This window comes from Dolichospermum flos-aquae CCAP 1403/13F, from assembly GCF_012516395.1.
In the GTDB taxonomy this organism is placed as follows: domain Bacteria; phylum Cyanobacteriota; class Cyanobacteriia; order Cyanobacteriales; family Nostocaceae; genus Dolichospermum; species Dolichospermum lemmermannii.
Genome location: NZ_CP051206.1, coordinates 1,415,187 through 1,432,479 on the forward strand (window position 1 = coordinate 1,415,187; position 17,293 = coordinate 1,432,479).

The 17,293-nt window shown below is 39.4% G+C and carries 8 protein-coding genes and 1 pseudogene; 5 read left to right on the top strand and 4 right to left on the bottom strand.

Features of this window, described 5'->3' with window-relative positions; genetic code table 11:
• Positions 1-65: 65 nt before the first annotated feature.
• The 3 genes from HGD76_RS07090 to HGD76_RS07100 form a co-directional block, all read right to left on the bottom strand.
• Positions 66-1,631 carry a DEAD/DEAH box helicase gene (locus tag HGD76_RS07090; protein ID WP_168695343.1) on the bottom strand — a complete coding sequence of 522 codons (1,566 nt, stop codon included), beginning with the start codon at positions 1,629-1,631 and terminating at the stop codon, positions 66-68.
• A gap of 65 nt (positions 1,632-1,696) precedes the next feature.
• Positions 1,697-3,052: a 30S ribosomal protein S12 methylthiotransferase RimO gene (rimO, locus tag HGD76_RS07095; RefSeq protein WP_168695344.1), complete on the bottom strand. Its 1,356-nt coding sequence runs from the start codon at positions 3,050-3,052 to the stop codon at positions 1,697-1,699.
• Between the two features lie 958 nt (positions 3,053-4,010).
• On the bottom strand, positions 4,011-4,163 hold the full coding sequence (locus HGD76_RS07100; RefSeq protein ID WP_233466900.1) for a hypothetical protein: 153 nt from the start codon (positions 4,161-4,163) through the stop codon (positions 4,011-4,013).
• Between the two features lie 59 nt (positions 4,164-4,222).
• Here HGD76_RS07100 and HGD76_RS07105 point away from each other — a divergent pair.
• From HGD76_RS07105 to HGD76_RS07125, 5 genes and pseudogenes are all read left to right on the top strand, one after another.
• Positions 4,223-5,340: pseudogene (locus HGD76_RS07105) on the top strand (RNA-guided endonuclease InsQ/TnpB family protein).
• A gap of 395 nt (positions 5,341-5,735) precedes the next feature.
• Positions 5,736-6,548, top strand: a complete 813-nt coding sequence (gene btpA, locus HGD76_RS07110; RefSeq protein ID WP_168695345.1) for a photosystem I biogenesis protein BtpA — start codon at positions 5,736-5,738, stop codon at positions 6,546-6,548.
• 136 nt (positions 6,549-6,684) lie between these two features.
• Positions 6,685-7,674, top strand: coding sequence for a vitamin K epoxide reductase family protein (locus tag HGD76_RS07115; RefSeq protein ID WP_168695346.1), 990 nt, complete (start codon positions 6,685-6,687; stop codon positions 7,672-7,674).
• Positions 7,675-8,023: 349 nt separating this feature from the next.
• A complete protein-coding gene (gene clpB, locus HGD76_RS07120; RefSeq protein ID WP_168695347.1) occupies positions 8,024-10,642 on the top strand; it encodes an ATP-dependent chaperone ClpB in 2,619 nt (872 codons plus the stop codon).
• A gap of 359 nt (positions 10,643-11,001) precedes the next feature.
• The gene (locus tag HGD76_RS07125) at positions 11,002-11,574 is read left to right on the top strand and encodes a Uma2 family endonuclease (protein ID WP_168633834.1); all 573 of its coding nucleotides are present in this window, start codon (positions 11,002-11,004) and stop codon (positions 11,572-11,574) included.
• Positions 11,575-11,922: 348 nt separating this feature from the next.
• Here the strand turns inward: HGD76_RS07125 and HGD76_RS07130 are convergent, their stop codons facing one another.
• Positions 11,923-17,076 carry a DUF4114 domain-containing protein gene (locus HGD76_RS07130; protein ID WP_168695348.1) on the bottom strand — a complete coding sequence of 1,718 codons (5,154 nt, stop codon included), beginning with the start codon at positions 17,074-17,076 and terminating at the stop codon, positions 11,923-11,925.
• Positions 17,077-17,293: the final 217 nt, after the last annotated feature.

The following is a 17,293-nucleotide window of genomic DNA, read 5'->3' on the forward strand; positions in this document are numbered from 1 at the left end:
GAAAGTGGCTATAAAATCAACGTATTAACAGGTTGTCATGGTGATGCACTCATCACAAATCCCATCTATTCTCTACCCGTAGGTAAACCTAACTTGTGATTGCTAGGAGTAGAAGAGGGTTCATTGTAGGCTATTTTTAACTTTGGTTTAACACTACCGCCACTGCCACCGCTACTACGTCTTTCATCGTTACCTCTACCTTCTTTTGACCAAGAGGAACGTCCACCGCGACCACCACCAGAACTACGTTCCCGTTCTCCACCATCCCCACGTTTGTTAATTCTGGGTTTGGGAGTTGGGCTTTCGTCTACGGGCAGGTCTACTCCTGATATTAACCAAGCAGGACGGGTTTGATCGTAAGCGATTTGTAAAGCAGCCGCAGCGATCGCATGAGCATCATATTCCTCAATCATTTCGCTGATAATCGGCAAGAAGGAAGCTAACCGTTCCCCAGTTAAAGCTTCTGCCACTTGTCCTCTTAACTTCTGGATATGTTGGGCTTCAAGCTGCGCCTTGGTAGGAATAGAGAGAATTTGCCAAGTTTGACGGTTATGGCGTTCAAATGCCTGTTGTTTGCGGCGTTCAAAAGATTGTACTAAAGAAATTGCCGTTCCTTCTTTTCCAGCCCGACCAGTCCGACCAATGCGGTGAACATAGGTTTCTACGCTATCAGGTAAATCAAAGTTGATTACATGAGAAAGTTGGTCAACGTCCAACCCACGCGCTGCAATATCAGTAGCGACAACCCAACGCACTTGACGGTTACGGAAACGGATTAATAGGCGTTCCCGCGCTTGTTGAGACAAATCACCATGATATTCATCCACACTATGACCAGCAGATTGCAATTGACTGGTTAGTTCTGCCGCTGTACGCCGGGTGCGAACAAAGATTAAAGCTGTTTCTGGATCTTCCATTTCCAGAATTGGTTGTAAAGCTTTAGCTTTTGTCCAATGACGAGGAATCATGTAAGCCACTTGATTGATTTTATTCGGTGCGGCTTTGGGTTGTTCAACGGTGACAGTCACCGGTGAGTTCAAAAATTTATTTACCAACATCCGAATTGATGGTGGCATTGTCGCGGAAAATAATGCTGTTTGGCGTTCATTAGGCGCTTGGGAAAGAATTCTTTCCACATCGTCAATGAAGCCCATGCTTAACATTTCATCAGCTTCATCTAAGACAAACCATTTGACTTGATCTAGCTTCAAGTTACCACGATCTAGTAAGTCTATAACCCGTCCTGGTGTCCCGACAACGATTTGCGCCCCACGTCTGAGTTGCATAATTTGACGGTCAATTGATTGACCACCATAAATAGCCGCTGCTTTCAAGTAACTGTTACCAATAAATTGGGAAACAGCCGCATGAACTTGAATTGCTAATTCACGAGTTGGGGTTAAAACTATTGCTTGTACAGCTTTGAGGTTCTCATCTAACCGCTCTAAAATTGGTAGAGAAAAAGCCGCGGTTTTACCTGTTCCTGTTTGCGATTGACCAACTACATCCCGACCATTTAATAGTTGAGGAATTGCTTGGGTTTGAATATTTGTAGGTTCAGTAAAACCCATGCCTTCTAACAATGTAGCCCGTTCTGGGGAAATGCCTAATTCTTGAAATGATAAATTCATTAACGCTCCTAGATTTGATTGTAAATTTGGGACTGGTAAACCGATACTTATTTGTAAATTAAGTCTTATACAACAGCAGATAGCAGATGGGAAGATAATCTATCACTATTGATAACTTGACCATAGAGGTCATAGGCATCGGCACTTTGAATTGCTACTTTGACGATGGTTCCTAGCCTAGCCTCTCCTTTAACATAGACTTGACCATCAACTTCGGGAGAAAATCTGCCGGAACGACCGATTAATTCTCCACCTTGGGGATTTTCCTGTTCAATCAGGACATCAACTATCTTGCCGACTTCCTGTTGATTTTTCTGGAAAGAAATTGGCTGTTGTAATTCCATTAGGCGATTACGGCGTTCCGTCATCACTGCCGCTGGAATTTGATTGGGTAGATTGTAGGCAGGAGTTCCTTCTTCTGGTGAGAAAGTAAAAACACCAACATGATCAAATTTATGTCCTTGGGTAAACTCTAATAAATGTTGAAAATGCTCTTGAGTTTCTCCAGGAAAACCAACTATAAATGTGGTTCTGAACACTGCTGATGGTAGGGCAATTTTCAGCCGTTCCATAATCCCATCATTGATCTGTCCTTGCCAGGGACGATTCATAGCCCGGAGAATTTCTGGATGGGAATGTTGCAGTGGCAAGTCCAAATATGGCAAAACGTTGGCAGTTTCTTGAATAGCCGCAATCACATCCGCTGTTAATCCGGTGGGATAGGCGTAGTGCATCCTAATCCAAGGTATATCTACTTTGCCTAATGCCCGCAGCAATTCGGCTAATTTGGGTTTCCCGTAAATATCTAAGCCGTAATTGGTGGTGATTTGGGAAATGAGAATTATTTCTTTGACACCTTGACTTGCCAGTTGTTGGGCTTCGGCAACTATTGATTCAATGGTACGCGATCGCTGATTTCCTCGTAAATGGGGAATAATGCAAAATGCACACCGATAATCACAGCCTTCTGCCACTCGCAGGTAAGCTACTCCTTCGGTGGTTGTCCGATAACGGGGTGTGGTTTCGTCGGCTATATAAGTGGGTTCAGCAGTAATTTCTTTAACTCGCTCTCCCCGCTCTGCTCGCTCGATCACATCCACAATTTTGTGATAATCACCTGTCCCTACTACCGCTACTGCTTCTGGCAATTCTTCCAATAATTGTTCTTGAAAGTGTTGCGCCATGCAGCCAGTAATCACGATTTTTTTCTTGGCTTCCGCTAGTTCTACTAGGGTTTTTACTGATTCTTGTCGAGCCGCTTCGATAAAACTACAGGTATTGACAATTACGTAATCTGCTAATTCTTCGTTACTATCTACACCATAGCCTGCATTTACTAGCAGCCCTAGCATATGTTCTGTATCAATTCGATTTTTCTCGCAGCCCAGGTGAGAAATGGCAATCGTTGGCTTTTCACCCATATTTTCAATAAGTCTTCCGTTTTTCCTTGTTAATTAACATTTAAGCATTGTGTCGGGAATAAATACAGCAGATCACAAGTAAACTAATCAATACGGGTTTAGCAGTGCCAAAGCCCTACCTAATAACTCACTCGGTGAATTTTGCTATAATTTCCACCCAACTACCCGCTACTAATTACCAGATTTAACCTATATAACTAGCAACTTTAACTAGTAAAAGCCAAATTACAGCCTTCATCTATCATGTTGATAGAGGCTAGTCCATGATACTTCTACTAATTTGTTTCCCAGGGTAATCTTAAGTGTCTTTGGGTAAGTCTGACACTCATAATATTTTTAACAATTCGCTTAATGGTATTTTGCATTACCGTAGCGTGGGCGTTGTTAATTTACCCGTTGGGAAGCCGACCAAGAGGTCTGTTGTGAGAAGCCGCTACCCAACTGGGGAAATCGCACTGGCGACTACGCCTATCAAGCAGTAATGCTACTCGGACATTTGCAATTAAATGCCGGGAAGCTGCCTTACATCTTGTGAGTGGCAAACTCCTCTTGTTATCATATTCTATCTTAACATATCTTATGGAAGGTGGAAATTTAATTTCCATCTTGAGGAGGAGGCAATAACCTGACCATAAGAAAACTGGTGAGGATCTACGCTCCAAATTCGTGAAATTTTTACTGCCACCTGCTATATCTAGTTTAGACAAGAAAATAGATAATTGGTGAAATTACTATTTCTGATCTGTTTCGGTGTTCCCCAAAGCAATTTATCTTAGTACAAGAAGACATCCGGCGGCAATGCCCAGGGAATCTACATTTTTTTGTTTGATTCTCGCTGTCTATTTATTGATGCCATTTTGTTACCCCCTCGTCTGGAGGGTGGGGGTAGAAACAGTTTGATAATTTCTACCCATAACTATCCATATATTACTGTTTGTCCAAGTCTTCAATTAATTGATCAACAAATTCCCTTAACCGTTGTTGCTGTGTTAGGGACGGTTTTAATTTTTACCCTCTGTCCTTTCCGACCTTTAAAACAAATTGGTTGAGCGTCTAACTCAGCTTTGAGGATTTTCTTAGCACCAATTTTATTATTTTTCTCAAATGGCATTGACTTTAACCTTGTAAGTTGGTATACTAACTATAGTACAACATTGAAAGGTCGAGTCAATGCTTTTATCATTCAAAACTGCACTAATTCCAAATAACCGACAGATTACAGCTTTTCGCAAAGCTTCTGGAGTCGCTAGACACGCTTACAACTGGGCAAATGCTCAAATCAAGGATATTTTAGCTGCTCAAAAAGAAGGCGAAAAACTTAAATTACCCTCAGCAATAGACTTGCATAAGCGATTAATTGCTGAGGTAAAATCTGAGCATATTTGGTATTACGAAGTTAATAAAAATGTTCCTCAGAAGGCGTTAGCTGATTTACGCCAAGCATGGGATAGGTGTTTTAGGAAGACATCGAAACAACCCCGATTCAAGAAGAAAGGTCAACGTGATTCTTTCTATTTGGAGTCAGGAACTAAGGCGAAACCAGCAATTAAAAATGATAGTAAAAGAATTAAATTACCGTCAATTGGCTGGGTACGTTTAGCAGAACCTTTACCGATTACAGTAACTCATAATTGCGTGATTTCTAGACAGGCTGATAAATGGTTTATTTCTGTTAAATACGAAGTTGAAAAACCTCCTATACTTGCAGACAGACCGACCATTGGCGTTGACATAGGAATTAAGGAGTTAGCAGTTTGTAGTAATGGTGAAGTATTCGAGAATCCTAAAGCCTACCGCCAAAGAGTAAACGCATGAAACGTTTACAGCGTAGCGTTAGCAGAAAACTAAAGGGGTCTAATAACCGTAAAAAAGCTGTGAGAAAATTAGCTAAATTACACGCCAAAGTTTCTAATATTCGCAAGGATTCTATTCACAAATTAACCTACTATCTAGCTAAAAACCACAGCATAATTAAGATAGAAGATTTGCACGTTAAGGCATTTTTGAAGAACCACAAATTAGCAGGTGCAATTGCAGATTGTGGGATGTATGAATTTAAAAGGCAATTAGAGTACAAAACTGAGAAATTCGGGAGTGAACTAATCCTTGTGGATAGGTTCTTTCCTAGTTCGCAAATATGCTCTAATTGCGGTAATCATCGTCATAAAATGCCATTAAAAAACCGCGTTTATATTTGTCCTGATTGTGACTATAAAGCTGACAGGGACTTAAATGCAGCGCGTAATATTGACCGATGGTTTGTGGATATTTTTATCCCTGTAGCGTAGCGGTTCCTTTGAGGAACTACGGTCAGAAACGGTAAGTTCTACCGAGATTGCCTGTGGAGCGGAAAAACCTCTTAGAAGCCATTCTAAGACCGCGATGAAGCAGGAAGTAAACACTAAGGTTATCGCTGTCCAGATGTGTCTAGACTTTGGTAATTTTGGGTAAGTTTTATAGAACGGATAGGCAACGACTCCAGACTGTGACCGAAAAGACGGGACACAAGCCCCGTCCTTCCAGGACGGCTTTATGTTAAAATTTGGTCATAGTCGCCATAGGGCATTGGGAGACTTTAAACGGACATGGAGGGACGATAAGACCACTTGTGGCGGGTTCTGGCGAAGTGTCAAGAATCACCGCACCTTCAGGTCGGTGAGTATGTCAAAAATAAATTAAAGCCGTGGATTTACATCAGTTATTTAAAACCCGAACACCAATTATTGGCGTAGTACATCTGCTACCTCTTCCGACTTCAGCCCGTTGGGGAGGTAGTCTCAAAGCAGTGATTGACCGTGCCGAACAAGAAGCCACAGCCCTTGCTAGTGGAGGGGTAAATGGGATAATCGTTGAGAATTTTTTCGATGCCCCTTTTACCAAAAATCAAGTTGATCCAGCCGTTGTCAGTGCGATGACTGTGGTTGTTCAACGCATCCAAAATTTAGTCACTGTGCCTATAGGGTTAAATGTGTTACGTAATGATGGCAGGAGTGCGATCGCTATTGCTAGTTGCGTTAATGCCCAGTTTGTCAGAATTAATGTTCTCACGGGTGTGATGGCAACTGACCAAGGATTAATTGAGGGGGAAGCTCATCAATTACTGCGATATCGGCGAGAATTAGGATCTGATGTGAAAATTTTTGCTGATGTTTTGGTAAAACACGCTCGTCCTTTAAGTTCTCCTCATCTCACTGTTGCTGTTAAGGATACTATTGAACGAGGTTTGGCTGATGCGGTAATTTTATCTGGTTGGGCTACGGGTAGTCCTCCTGACCAAGAGGATTTGGAACTGGCTAGTAATGCTGCTGCTGGTACTCCTGTTTTTATTGGTAGTGGTGCAAGTTGGGAAAATGTGGGGACGTTACTACAAGCAGCAGACGGGGTGATTGTTTCTAGTTCTCTGAAACGTTATGGTCAAATTCAGCAACCGATAGATCCGAATCGCGTCAGTCAATTTGTCGAAGCTGCCCGCAGACCTCTATTGTCTAAACTATGATTCTTTTGATTTGCTTGATTAGAAATTGTCTAAACTATGATTCTTTTGATTTGCTTGATTTAGATGATTATGAGGATCTTTAGACTCTCTTCCCCAGTCCCCAGTCCCCAGTCCCCAGTCCCCAATCACCAATATTATGATTCGTCGTCGTTCTACCCCTTGGATTCATAAATGGTCACGTCCGGCGATCGCAACCATCGCTGGATTTGGTATCCTGAATACAGGTTATCTCACTTTTGAAAAGCTGACCGGCAGCACTCCGGTTTGTACTACAGCAGAAAATGTTAAGGGTTGTGTGGATGTCCTTTCTAGTCCTTGGGCTACGTTTTTAGGTCAACCATTACCTTTGTTTGGTTTGTTGGCATACATTGGGATGTTTATATTCGCTTTAGCTCCCTTAGCCTTGAACACAGGGGAAAATCACAAAAGTCAGAAACAACTGGAAAATTTGACTTGGTGGTTGCTGTTTGTGGGAGCGATCGCTATGTCAGTTTTTAGTGGATACTTAATGTATGTCCTGGCATTTCAACTCAAAGCTATTTGTCCTTACTGTATTGCCTCTGCCTTATTTGCATTAACCATGTTAGTGTTAACTGTTACAGGTAAGGATTGGGAAGATATTGGACAACTTTTATTTACGGCTTTGATTGTGGCAATGGTAACGCTAATTGGGACTTTAGGAGTTTATTCTCAAGTCAGCCCATCAGGTAATATTACTGAATCAACTGATGGTAAACCCACAGCAATTACCTTTACTCCTAAAGAACAACCAAATCCTCAATTTGGCTGGGAAATTACCACTAAATCTGGTGAAGCGGAGATTGCTTTAGCTCAACATCTTGTTAAAGTTGGTGCTAAGGAATATGTAGCTTATTGGTGTCCACACTGTCACGAACAGAAGCTACTTTTTGGCAAAGAAGCTTATACAATCATTAGTGAAAGTTCTACAGTAGAATGTGCTGGTGATAGTCCCAAAGGTAAACCAGAATTATGTAAAGCTGCAAAAATCGAAGGTTTCCCAAGTTGGGTTATTAATGGTAAAATCTATAGCGGAGTGCAGACTCTAGAGGAATTAGGAAAGATCACTGGTTATACAGGTCCGAAAAACTTTAAATATTTCCGCTAGAGATCAGACTACATCCAAAAAATCAATAATTAAGCATCGAGTGTGGGAGTTTAGCACAATGCTAAACCCCTACTAAGTATTTACGTAAAATTTAGATTAGATATTAATTATTGTATTTAAATAAATATACGGTTTTGGCTACTTATTCATGTTTGACATTAATTTTAAATTAAAGCCTGTCGCCCAGAAGATGTAAGTCACAGTAAGTTTTATAGAACGGAATACAGCAACAGTTATCTGAGATTGGGCAATAATACTACATATTAAAGACGTGAAGACCGATCTAGCTATTAGCCCAGATATTTTTACAATGATCGTATTAGACAGTAGTTTGTTATTCTAAAAGTTTATGCAGCCGACCAACCCTGATCAATTTACAGAAAAAGCCTGGGAAGCGATCGCTCATACGCCCGATGTCGCTAAACAGTATCAGCAACAGCAGCTAGAAAGTGAACATCTGATGAAAGGGTTGCTGGAACAGGAAGGACTGGCCAGCGCGATTTTCACTAAGGCTGGCACAAATTTGCAAAAAGTTCGAGATCGCACCGAGCAATTTATCCAACGTCAACCCAAAGTATCGGGGACTAGTGCTTCTGTTTATTTAGGACGCAGCTTAGATACATTATTAGATCGGGCAGAAAAATATCGTCAAGAATTTAAAGACGAATTTATTTCTATTGAACATTTGCTGTTAGCTTACGCCAAAGATGATCGGTTTGGCAAGAGTTTACTGCAAGAATTCGGTTTAGATGAAACCAAACTCAAAAATATTATTAAAGAAATTCGGGGGAAACAAAAAGTGACTGACCAAAATCCAGAAGGTAAATATCAATCACTGGAGAAGTATGGACGTGATCTCACAGAAGCCGCTCGCAAAGGTCAATTAGACCCCGTAATCGGTCGTGATGATGAAATTAGACGGACAGTACAAATTCTCTCCCGCAGAACCAAAAATAACCCGGTTTTAATTGGTGAACCTGGCGTAGGGAAAACGGCAATTGCGGAAGGTTTGGCACAACGGATAGTTGCTGGTGATGTTCCCCAATCTCTCAAAGATCGTAAACTCATCAGTTTAGATATGGGGGCTTTAATTGCGGGAGCAAAATTCCGAGGTGAATTTGAAGAACGTCTCAAAGCCGTATTAAAAGAAGTCACCGAATCTGGTGGGAATATTGTATTGTTTATTGATGAAATTCATACCGTTGTCGGTGCAGGTGCAAGTCAAGGGGCTATGGATGCGGGAAATTTGTTAAAACCAATGTTAGCACGAGGTGAATTACGCTGCATTGGGGCGACAACTTTGGATGAATACCGTAAATATTTGGAAAAAGATGCCGCTTTAGAAAGACGCTTTCAACAAGTTTATGTAGATCAGCCCAACGTTCAAGATACAATTTCCATTTTACGCGGTTTGAAAGAACGTTATGAAGTCCATCACGGTGTGAGAATTTCTGATAGTTCTCTCGTCGCTGCGGCCACTCTCTCTAATCGTTATATTAGCGATCGCTTTCTGCCCGATAAAGCCATTGATTTAGTAGATGAAGCCGCTGCTAGACTCAAGATGGAGATTACCTCCAAACCCGAAGAACTGGACGAAATAGATCGGAAAATCCTGCAATTAGAAATGGAAAAACTCTCTTTACAAAAAGAAAGTGATCCTGCTTCCCGTGAACGTTTAGAAAGATTAGAAAAAGAACTCGCTGACCTCAAAGAAGATCAAAGAACCCTTAGCACACAATGGCAATCTGAAAAAGGGATTATCACCAAAATTCAATCAATTAAAGAAGAAATTGACCGAGTTAATTTAGAAATTCAACAAACCGAAAGAGACTACGATCTTAACAGGGCTGCGGAATTAAAATATGGCAAATTAACAGACTTACATCGGCAATTACAAGCCGTAGAAACTGAACTTTCCCAAACTCAAAAAACCGGAAAATCACTATTACGCGAAGAAGTTACAGAAGCCGATATTGCCGAAATCATTTCTAAATGGACAGGCATTCCCCTGAATAAATTAGTCGAATCAGAAAAAGAAAAACTCCTGCATTTAGAAGATGAATTACATCACCGGGTTGTCGGTCAACATGAAGCCGTTACTGCTGTCGCAGATGCCATTCAACGTTCTCGCGCTGGACTTTCTGACCCAAACCGTCCCATTGCGAGTTTTGTCTTTCTCGGTCCAACTGGTGTCGGTAAAACCGAACTAGCGAAAGCCCTAGCTGCTTATATGTTTGATACAGAGGAAGCTTTGGTGCGGATTGATATGTCCGAATATATGGACAAGCACAACGTTTCCCGACTAATCGGTGCGCCTCCTGGATATGTGGGTTATGAAGAAGGAGGACAACTAACCGAAGCTATTCGTCGTCGTCCCTACGCGGTGATTTTATTCGACGAAATCGAAAAAGCCCACCCCGACGTATTTAATATTTTCCTGCAAATCCTTGATGATGGTAGGGTGACAGATGCCCAAGGTCGCACAGTAGACTTTAAAAATAGTATTATCATCATGACCAGTAACATCGGTTCTCAATATATCCTAGATATATCTGGAGATGATAGTCGTTACGATGAAATGCGTAATCGCGTCATGGAAGCAATGCGAAGTAGTTTCCGTCCAGAGTTCTTAAACCGTCTGGATGAATTAATTATTTTCCACAGTTTACAAAAATCCGAATTGCGGAATATTGTTCAGTTACAAGTAGATAGGTTAAAACAAAGATTAACTGACCGGAAAATATCTTTGAAATTATCTAGTTCTGCCCTTGACTTTTTAGCTGAAGTCGGGTATGATCCCGTTTTTGGGGCAAGACCATTAAAAAGAGCTATTCAGCGGGAACTAGAAACCCAAATAGCCAAAGCCATTTTACGCGGTGATTTCAGCGACGGTGACACCATTTTTGTAGATGTCCAAAATGAGCGTCTTGCCTTTAATCGCTTACCCGCAGAAGTGTTTACAGGTTAGATTTGAGAGTCCCTTCAAGCCAGGGAATAAATTCCCTGTCTAAAAGCTAAAGTCGGTTAAAACCGACTACTTTGGCATAAAATAAATAGGATGATTTTTGATTTTGAGTTAGAGGTTGTTTGAAAAGTATTATATCAAACCCGTAATCTCCAAAAACCTAACCCCCCTACCCCCCTTCCCTGCAAGGGAATGGGAGTTTTAAAGCCTCTCCCCTTGCAGGGGAGAGGTTTGGAGAGGGGTCAGTCTATACATTCAAAACTTTTCAAACATCCTCTTAACCAGAGTGGATTTTAACGCACTTTAGCTAAATTGGTAAAAGACTTGACAATAATTTCAGAATTATTAAAAAAGGAAAAATTATGCAATCTCCTCTTTACTTTTTCACTGTCGAAGAATATCTAGAATTAGAACAATCTAGCGATATTCGTCATGAATATTTTGCTGGTGAAGTCTTTGCTATGGCTGGAGGTAGTAAAGAACATAATATAATATCTGGAAATGTTTACTCGCTTTTACGTTCTGGGTTACGGGGTAGTTCCTGTAATGTTTTCATGTCAGACATGAAAGTGAAAATAAATTTAGCCAATGACAATAAAACTATATTTTACTATCCTGATGCGATCGTTAGTTGCGACACTGAAGATCAAGACCGTTATTTTTTAAATTATCCTTGTTTAATTATCGAAGTGCTATCACCAAGTACAGAAACTATAGATAGACGGGAAAAACTGGTTAATTACCGCAGTTTAGCAAGTTTAAAAGAATATGTTTTAATTTCTCAAAATGAAATCAAGGTAGAAGTTTATCGTCAAGATGAAAAAGGAAATTGGACTATACAAATTTTGATTAATCGTGATGATAAATTACATTTAGATTCCGTTGGGTTGATTCTAGAAATGGCAGAAATATATGAAGATATTATCAATATTTAATTGTTTAATTTAGTTAGAGAAAAAAATAGCAGATAGATTAAATAGACCACAATTCAGACAGAAACTTCTAATGAAGAAAATATCCCAACCTGTAGTACAAGCGTAGGGGTTTAGCAGTGCTAATAGGTGTCAACTTAAGTTAAAAATGGCTTATCTGTTTGCTTCCACACCCGCCCAGAAATGAATTTCCGGGCTAATAGCCAAAGTAAACTAAAGTTTACTCAAAAATTTTTGGGTTATTTAGTCATCTTTAGATGACTTTTGCTATTAGACTGGGAATTCATTCCCAGTCGGGATATGGGTTTTACGTTAAGTTGACACCATTAAGCAGTACTAAACCCCTACCCGCTAAACGACAGTCAAATTTACTTTGACAATAATATCATTGTAATCCTTATCTCCCCCACCTGCTAAATCTTCAAAACCAAAGACGTTATTTCCTAACAAACGAATGTGATCTACCTTATCACTATTAGCTCCTAAATAGGCAAAGTAAGCTTGGTCAACTTGTCCATTCAGAACTTGATCTACTGTCCGACCATTAGTAAGAATAAACGGTGCAAAAATACTTCCTCCTGTCAATGTTTTATCTGTAAAAGTCGCGGTTCCTTGGTTATCAACTCTGAGATCAATTCCCGCCACACGACTCTTTATAGCCGCTTGAGCATAACCTGAGTCACCGGGACGGAAATCAACAGCACCATTGTCATCAATATCAATTCCACCATTTTCATCTGCTACTTTATAAAAGCCGACAAAGTTGTTAAAAGCTGCTTCTCTATTAACGGTAAAATTAGCTTTTACATTGTTGGTTATCCCGCGTAAATCAAGGACTTCTCCTTGTTGCTTTCCTTGCAGATTTGTCCCCAAGGGTAAAGAGTCATTTGTGGATTTAATGTTGACTACCAAATCTTTGAAGTCAGTATTATTATTAGATCCATCTTTCCAAGCTAAGGAGAAACCATCAGTACCCAAGTCTGTAATTTTTTGGCTTGAGAGGTCGGAGAAAAGTATATCTGAAGTTGGGGTAATGCCATTCTGTACGCTATCAATTGTACCGTTTTTGACTAATAAGAATCTCAGGTTATTGCCAGATTCAAATTCTATTAGGCTTGTGAGGTTGTTGATATCAAATCCATTGGGGATATTAGCAATAGTTGAGAAAATCACTTTTGATTTATTCAAAGCTGATTGGGTATAACCTGTTTCTCCCGGAGCAATGCCATTAATTTTGCCTTGAGCATTGTCAACTATAAATACACCCAATTCATTCAACAAATTAGAATTAGATTCTGCAAGGGCAATTTGAAGTTTTGGTTTGTTCCCAGAACCACCAGCAATAGTGAAGATATCATCAGCAGTTTTTGCGAGTGTGGGTGTTGCTAAAGCTGCATTTAAGGTGACTGAGGCTTGGTCATCTTCATTGGGGTTATTGTTATTAGGTGTGGAATCAGGATCAGTTTCAGCTACTGCAATTATTTCTGCTGTGTTAGTAATGGAAACGTCTTTATTCGCCTTAGCAGTTAGTTTCAATGTGCGGGTGAGATTGTCTCTCATGTTCCCTACATCCCAAAGACCAGTTTGGCTGTCATAAATTCCCTGTTCGGGAAGTGCAGAAACAAAGTCTAGGTCAGAGGATAGAATATCTTTGACTTTGATGCTACTAGCAATACCAACACCTTTATTTGTGAGTGTGAGGGTGAAATTAACTTCGTCACCAATTTTGGGGTTGGGATTGTCTATAGTCTGGGTTAACTCTAGGTCAGCAGATGTGGGGGTGATTGCATTGACAGCCTGACTTTGAATTAAAAAATTATTAGTTGTATTGAAGTCATCTTCATTGCTAGTAACGAACGCTGTATTGATCAGAGTATCGGCAACAATCGAAGTAGCGGTAATAGTAACTGTTGCTTTTCCTCCCTTATTGAGTTTGCCTAATTGAGCGGTTACATTACCGTTAGAGTCAATCGTAGCAGTTCCTTGACTAGAGGTAGTCAAGACATCTTTTACTCCTAATGAGCCAATGTTATCGGTTAGTTTGATACCTGTAGCTTGACCATCACCATTATTAGTAACTGTGAGGATATAGTTAATTTTATCTCCCAAATTTACTGGTGCATCACTAGCATTTGTAGTTAGTACCAAATCAGGAGAAAATGGTATTGCTGTTGTGACAGTAGTATCTAGAATTGTCGTATCGTTAGTCGCATCAGGATCGTAGGTTTTAGCTGTTACGGTGGTTGTATTAGTCAGAGTTCCAGTTACTAGAGGTGTAATAGTGACGTTAACTGTAGTGCTTTTGCCTTTCTCTAAATTACCTAAATCAAAAATGAGGCTACTATCTGATTGAGCAGTGGGAGAGATGCTGGCAGAAACAAAAGTTACTCCATCAGGTAAAGTATCTGTGAGAGTTATTCCTTTAGCATTATTGATTCCATTGTTAGTAACTGCGATTGTGTAAGTGAGGTTATCTCCCACATTGACTGAATCGGTATTAGCAGTTGTGGTAACAGATAAGTCTGCTGCTTCTGTTACTTTTACTCTTCCAGTTCCATAACTTAAAGCAATTGGATTATTCTCATCCATTGCCATGCCATAAATGTAATAGTCTCCAGTCGTGATACCTTCTGTATTCCAAATAAAACTACCAGCACCATCGGTTTCAGTAAGACTATCTTTAATTAAAATGCCATCGAAGCCTTGATTATCAGTATCGTAAAATAGGCTAACTTTGGCATTTGAATCGGAATCAAAGGCATTGTAACTAATGGTAACGTTCTGATCCGTAATGTCTGTAACTGGTGCAGTGATTTCAATAGTAGGAGCTTGAGAGTTTGTAACAGCATTGTATGTTATGCTCCCTAATCCTGTTTTATCAGGAACTTCAATATCCCAAATACCCTCAGTGGGATTAAAAATGATGACTGTTTTGGTTTTTAAATTAGTTAGTTCATCAACAAAGGCAATATTATTTGCACTAAATTCAGACTCGTTGAGAAGACGACCATCAGGAGTTTCAATTTGAACTGGTACGTTAGCTCCAATTTCATTTTCCCATGCAGCACTTAAAAGAATCCAAGGAGTATTGGCAGCTACAGCCCAACTACCGACAGGAGGTAAGTCTTTAGCTCCCATGTGTTCAAAATGTCCATCAAAGTAAAGTTTTGCTCCAACAGGCATATTTACTTCAAATCCAAATTTTTGAATGTTTAAAGTACCCCACGCTGCTGCAAAGTCATTAGATAAATTTCCATCATTACTGAAGTCAAGTAAATAGTTTCCTGATGCAAGCTGTGAACCACCAAATAAGGGAACAAAGTTGGGTATACCTACACTTGCACTCCCATTCATCTTAATATTAAGACTCGAATCAGTTCTAAAGCCACTGTTTGTCTTAATGAAGCCATCAAAAAGCGAGAAATTGCCTTTTTCTTCGTAAAATCTCTTATTCCAATTAAGAGTAACTGTTCCATCTTTTGATACTATTTTATCATTGATAAAAGTGGTGTTTCCATTGGCACTGAGTTGTTCTGAACTGATTTTTGCATCTACATCAAGACGAATTAAAGAATATTTATCGCCACTGATGGTAAATTGAGGTCCAAGTGTTGCACCAAGTCCACCACTCCATTCAACAGGATCTGGATCAGATTTAGCCCAATTGTCTACGCTCGCTGCTACTCTTTGAAAGTAAACAAAAGGAAAACTTGGGATTGGTATTCTAACATTTAGATTGTCTAATTTTATGGATACTTTATTAAGTTCAACAGGAGGCAATTTAAAACCAAGTCCTAGAGTTAAGTCCCCACTATTATTAGGTGGAAATTTTGCTCCAAAAGGGAACACTATCTTTGCACTACCACCAATATCTTTATTTTGGGTGTCTATATCCAGTTTAACTTCACTTAAACCCCATTTGCCTGGTTTAATCTGATCCTTAACGGCAAGAGAACCCTTTACATCTGCTTTTCCACCTTGAATTTGAATAAAGTTATCACCAGCAAAATCTGCCGTAATTGTTTTTTCATCTGGTTTAGCAAAAGGATCAATTACTAATTTTCCTTGAATCTTGATTTTGTCTTCTGGGGCAACATACTCGATGGAAAAATCAGAAAATTCGTTAACAGGCAAAAACTTAAAAAGCTGAAAATCTTTAAAATTTGGTAGAGATAACTTAACACTAGAACCAAATTTGACATCATTTTGACTAATTAAAAGTGCATCTGAACCACTAAAGAAATAGTCAGGTAAACCCAAATCATCAATTAATTTGAACTTTGCTCCCAGAGCTAATCCATTAGGATTGATACTCAAACTGCTAAAATCAACATCCATTCCACCCAATGTATACTGATTGGTAAAACTAGCATCTTCCGTTAATGAACCAGTAGCAGTTTTAACATCAATATCAAATTGACTTTTAAATAATGGCATTGTTTTTACAAGACCAGCACCAATCAATGAAGAGACTATTCCATTAATACTAATTGTTGTAGCATCGTACTCGACAGTACCTTCAACTTTGAGGATTGGTGATGATCCTTCTCGTCCAATGTTGATAGTTCCTTTTAGGATACATTTACCATCTTTTTCTTCTTCTGTACCACTTACAAGTACGACCTCTAATGGTGATGGAACAGGACAGGTTGTAGTATCAATCTTATACTGCCACCGAGTGGTATTGATACTTGGATTAGCAGTTAGTACCACATCTAATTTATCTGAATTTCCTTTGGGAATATTAAATCTCGTAGTCTTACTGCCTGACGTGAACCCTGAATCGAAAATAACTTTGCCCTCATAACGAAGTTGAAGTCGATCAGGAACGCTATACATTTCATAGAAAATCTGTGCTGATCCAAGTCCTTTTCCATCCAATGTAATTGTTTCAGTTCTTCCTTCTTGACCACCTTCTCTGAGGGGAATACTGGCTTGCTCAACCTGCAATACTTGAGAATCTAAAGTAATAGTTGTATGATCATTCTCAACCTTTAACTGTTGTAACTGCTCAGGCTCAAATGTCTTTCCTTGAACAACGGCTGAAAAAATCGCTCCTTCATCTCCAGGAGTATCAAATATATTTATTTTAGCATCTACAGCATGACCAATCTCTTCCAATAATACTGAAGTTATAGATTCAATATCGGCTGCATTTTGGTTGAGATAATCTTGAGATAAATAGATAGTATTAGTGGCTTGAGCATAAGCTCCAATTGCTCCACCAAGTTCAGATCCGGTACGAACTTCAATATTGGGAATTACACTGAAATCTTGATTTTTCCAAGCAATTTGAAACCTATTTGAATCAACTGCAACACCAAAAGCCAACTGCATTTTAGTTTGAAAATCTGAACTATTTGTAAAACTATATAACTGATTTTTTGCTAGTTCTAATGCTGATGTTATAATTGATTGATTGATTGATTGATTGATTGATTGATTGATTGATTGATTGATTGATTGATTGATTGATTGATTGATTGATTGATTGATCTTTGTCATCGTTTAATAACAAACCGTAATTTTCAGACATTGTTATGGCCTCACTGGTTTTAAATACATTTATTTGTGGTGAAAATACCACAAAAATAGGGTTGTTTGTCAATTTTTGATACAAAAATACAAAAAATGGTAGCTAGAATAACTAGACTACAATCCAGTGTATTCAATAACACAAAACCCAAGTGATTTTAAAAGTTTATCAAACCCATGTCATCTA

Bases quoted from the DNA above. Each gene is read 5' to 3' on its own strand.
- HGD76_RS07100 (WP_233466900.1), bottom strand. From the start codon at position 4,163: ATGCCATTTGAGAAAAATAATAAAATTGGTGCTAAGAAAATCCTCAAA.
- clpB (WP_168695347.1), top strand. From the start codon at position 8,024: ATGCAGCCGACCAACCCTGATCAATTTACAGAAAAAGCCTGGGAAGCG.
- HGD76_RS07130 (WP_168695348.1), bottom strand. From the start codon at position 17,076: ATGACAAAGATCAATCAATCAATCAATCAATCAATCAATCAATCAATC.
- HGD76_RS07125 (WP_168633834.1), top strand. From the start codon at position 11,002: ATGCAATCTCCTCTTTACTTTTTCACTGTCGAAGAATATCTAGAATTA.
- rimO (WP_168695344.1), bottom strand. From the start codon at position 3,052: ATGGGTGAAAAGCCAACGATTGCCATTTCTCACCTGGGCTGCGAGAAA.
- HGD76_RS07115 (WP_168695346.1), top strand. From the start codon at position 6,685: ATGATTCGTCGTCGTTCTACCCCTTGGATTCATAAATGGTCACGTCCG.
- HGD76_RS07090 (WP_168695343.1), bottom strand. From the start codon at position 1,631: ATGAATTTATCATTTCAAGAATTAGGCATTTCCCCAGAACGGGCTACA.